Source organism: Palleronia caenipelagi (genome assembly GCF_007004065.1).
GTDB classification, from domain to species: domain Bacteria; phylum Pseudomonadota; class Alphaproteobacteria; order Rhodobacterales; family Rhodobacteraceae; genus Palleronia; species Palleronia caenipelagi.
Genome location: NZ_VFSV01000103.1, coordinates 1 through 3,607, shown reverse-complemented (window position 1 = coordinate 3,607; position 3,607 = coordinate 1). Strand labels below are relative to the sequence as shown.

Here is a 3,607-nt window from a genome sequence, read left to right as displayed (position 1 = left end):
TCCCTTGGTTCGTGTTTCGATGAAATTGACGAGGCGGCAGGGAAAGAGGGGGGTCAGCAGCTAATTTGTTTCGCGAGGAATGCCCGGAACGGGCAGGGGAAATTAGCTGTTGAAGGTCAGGGAGGCGAAAGAGACGTGTCAGGCGCCGCAGGCGTCTGGCCGCTCGCCTCCCGCACCGCCCCCCTCGACTGCCGCCATATTTCATCTTGAAGAAACACGTGCCGAGGGATCTGACAGCATTGGTCGAGATCTTCTGAGTGTCATACCGGCGAAAAGGACGGCTGCAACCGGGACTGACGTGGCTCCTGTGTCCGCGTCAACACCGATGACGCCGGATCACGGGCATGACCCCGGTTCGGCGCGCGGGCATGTTTCCGAATGTGGAGATGGCCTCTCCTCGGATCGCGACACCGGATTTGCCTGTCGGGGGGTCTGCGGGCCTCCCACCTGCGGGCGATGCCGGTTCAGCGCCGCGTCAGTGACCGTTACCCGAATGGGCCGAGACGGATCGGGCAGGGGGGCCAGGACCGGCAGGCTCAAAATTGGCGCGTAGAGACGGTTTTGCGCCAGCCGCAGCCGGCCCCATCGTCCGGTCAGGCTCGGGTCGCGCTCGCGCGACTAGGGCACGGTCGCCGCTTGTCGGCGAGACGCCCTTATTTCTGTCCCTGACTGCCTGATCAATCGAGAGATGCATGATGAGCCGCGAACAGATCAAGGCCCAGGAGGAAGCGCTAACTTCCTACCAGGGCCCTTCTGCAAAACGGACCGCCGTTTGCAGCGCCACAGAATATCTTGGTCTTCCCCCACTGAAGTGGTCCTCCGCTATGTTTAGGAAAACGGAGGAAACAGATGGCAAACAAGCGCCCCAAGCCCGAGGAAATAGTGACGAAGTTACGGCAGGTTGAGGTTCTGACGGGGCAAGGGATGCCGCGTCTGGATGCGATCCGTCAGATCGGTGTGACTGAACAAACGTATTATCGCTGGAAGAAGAAGTACGGTGGAATGGGCGCGGACCAATTGAAGGAACTGAAGCGTCTTCAGAAAGAAAATGAGCGCCTGCGCAAGGCCGTTTCCGACTTAACGCTGGACAAGCTGATCCTGGCGGAGGCCGCAAAGGGAAACTTCTGAGCCCCGCTCGTCGCCGTGCTTGCATTGATCGTGTTCGAGCGGAGCTGATTGTCTCGGAGAGCCGTGCCTGTCGTGTTCTCAGACAGCACCGATCCACGCAGCGTAAGGTGCCTGCTGGCCGCCCGGACGAAGAGCGCCTGGTGGCCGACATGATCGGGCTGACCCGGCAATATGGACGGTATGGCTATCGTCGGATTGCAGCACTGCTCAGAGATGCTGGCTGGCATGTGAACGACAAGCGCGTCGAAAGGCTGTGGCGACGAGAGGGGCTGAAAGTCCCAATGAAGCAAGCAAAGAAGGGACGGCTCTGGCTGAATGATGGATCGTGTGTCCGATTGCGACCTGAGCATCCAAACCATGTTTGGTCATATGACTTCGTGCATTGCCGCACGGACGATGGGAAGGCGTTCCGAACGCTCAACATCATTGACGAATACAGCCGGGAGTGCTTGACCATCCGCGTGGATCGCAAGCTGAACTCAGGCAACGTCATCGATGCGCTGAGCGACCTGTTCATCCTGCGCGGCGTGCCATCATTCATTCGGTCCGACAACGGCCCGGAGTTCGTTGCTCAGGCCGTACAGGACTGGATCAAAGCTGTTGGAGCCAAGACCGCCTATATCGAACCCGGGTCACCTTGGGAGAACGGATATGTGGAAAGCTTCAATGCCCGTTTCCGCGACGAGTTCCTGAATGGCGAAACCTTCTACAGCCTGCGCGAGGCGCAGATCCTGATCGAAGAATGGAGGAAACACTACAACACGAAACGACCACACAGCGCATTAGGCTACCGCCCACCGGCTCCGGAAACCGTCGTCACGATGGACCGAAGGCCGATCATGCACTAACAATCAAATTGGACCACTCAAGTGGGGCTGATCAATCTCAAATGCGCAAATGCGTGGTAATGGAAATTTTCTACAGCTACCGGGAACTGAAAGCTTTGTAGATTTTCACTCCCCGATCCAGACAAGCCGCGAGCAAAAACTCCACAAACACGATTGCGAGAATGATACTATCACGTATCCGTATATACCTCGCTTTTGCCGTGTTACCTTTAGCGAGTGCCTCATAGTAGGCTAAGCGGGTGTCTGCGATTACCTGAGCAAAGATCTCATCATATGCTTTTCTGGGTAAAAGAAACTGCAACAACTTCACAGCCATTGCTCCGGGCGCTGAATGGATTTTAATTCTATTTTTATCGCCTGATACATAGATCCCACGTTTAATACTAAAATAAATAATAGCAACACTAGCAGCAAAACCAGCAGCAGCAAAAATAATAGCAACACTAGCAGCAACATCACCGGCACTAACAGCATCATTAAAAACACTACCAGTAGCGGCAACAACACCGGCACTAATAGCATCATTAAAAAAACTACCAGCAGCGGCAGCAACACCTACAATAGCAGCAAAAGCTATTTCTTTGTCAGACGTCTTACGCATGTTGCCCCCCATAAAACGCAGCCCGTGCTGCATCGGCTGCTGACAGCGCCTGTTGGCCTAAGCCGGTTACCCTATACAGCCTGCGGGGCATACCAGGTACACTCGGGACAATTTCCTGACGGGACTCGATGTATCCTTTACGCTCCATCCTGGACAGCGTGACATAGATGGAGCCTCGCTTTAACGCCCCGCCGCTTTCACTGACCATTTCAAGGCCGTAGCGCTCTTGGCCTGCCCGAAGCAGGTCGAGGATTGTGTATTCAAGGTTTGAGATGTTTTCCATATTTTTGAGTCTTACATCATGTAAGACTGACGATCAAGAGTTTCACCTCCGTCCCGCTTCACGCCCATTCCCCAGCCCTGACCCGGGCGGGTCCGTCAGGCGCCGTTCCGGTATCCCGCTTGCCTTCAGGTCACCGGCGTCGCGCTTTGCCTGAGGGGATTGTCTGCGCAGCGGGCGAAGACCGCCGCAGCCCAGCGACGAGGGACAGGCGGGGGCGCAGCCCGCGCTGCCTCCCTCGGAGGTGTGCCTGTCCCGACGTTTGCCACAGGCATCGAAGGCAGGGGCACGGGCTTTAGCCCCGGCCCTGCCTGGTCCGCAAAAAGGGTGGGAGGCCCGCAGGCCCCCCGATAGGCTCAGCCCCGATCGTCGCGCTCCCGTGGGGGGAAGGCCACCATCTCCACATTCGGAAACATGCTGTGCTTCACCTGGATCGAGGTGATGTTCCCGGCGGCATCGGTGTTGACAAAGACCACGCCGCACTGATCCCAGAAGGTCTTGCCGTCTGTTTCGCCGGATTTCACACTCAGTTTGAAGTTTTGAGAAGCCATCTGTCTGATCCCTTGGTTCGTGTTTCGATGAAATTGACGAGGCGGCAGGGAAAGAGGGGGGTCAGCAGCTAATTTGTTTCGCGAGGAATGCCCGGAACGGGCAGGGGAAATTAGCTGTTGAAGGTCAGGGAGGCGAAAGAGACGTGTCAGGCGCCGCAGGCGTCTGGCCGCTCGCCTCCCGCACCGCCCCCCTCGACTG

The 3,607-nt window shown here is 57.0% G+C and carries 4 protein-coding genes; 1 reads left to right on the top strand and 3 read right to left on the bottom strand.

Annotated elements, in window-relative coordinates; all coding sequences use genetic code 11:
• The first annotated feature begins 849 nt into the window (after positions 1 to 849).
• Positions 850 to 1,976 (top strand): IS3 family transposase gene (locus tag FEV53_RS19790; protein WP_142836365.1). Its coding sequence is split into 2 segments (ribosomal slippage): positions 850 to 1,114 and positions 1,114 to 1,976, totalling 1,128 coding nucleotides; the frame shifts between segments, so codons are not numbered across the junction.
• A 76-nt stretch (positions 1,977 to 2,052) separates the two neighbouring features.
• On the opposite strand, the gene FEV53_RS21100 is transcribed toward FEV53_RS19790, so the two are convergent.
• The 3 genes from FEV53_RS21100 to FEV53_RS19775 form a co-directional block, all read right to left on the bottom strand.
• Positions 2,053 to 2,577, bottom strand: a complete 525-nt coding sequence (locus tag FEV53_RS21100; RefSeq protein ID WP_185962357.1) for a hypothetical protein — start codon at positions 2,575 to 2,577, stop codon at positions 2,053 to 2,055.
• A complete protein-coding gene (locus FEV53_RS22265) occupies positions 2,570 to 2,860 on the bottom strand; it encodes a PadR family transcriptional regulator (protein ID WP_142836363.1) in 291 nt (96 codons plus the stop codon). The genes FEV53_RS21100 and FEV53_RS22265 overlap by 8 nt, the downstream gene beginning before the upstream one ends.
• A gap of 353 nt (positions 2,861 to 3,213) precedes the next feature.
• Complete coding sequence (locus tag FEV53_RS19775) at positions 3,214 to 3,408, bottom strand: hypothetical protein (protein WP_142836362.1); 195 nt, start codon at positions 3,406 to 3,408, stop codon at positions 3,214 to 3,216.
• Positions 3,409 to 3,607 lie beyond the last annotated feature (199 nt).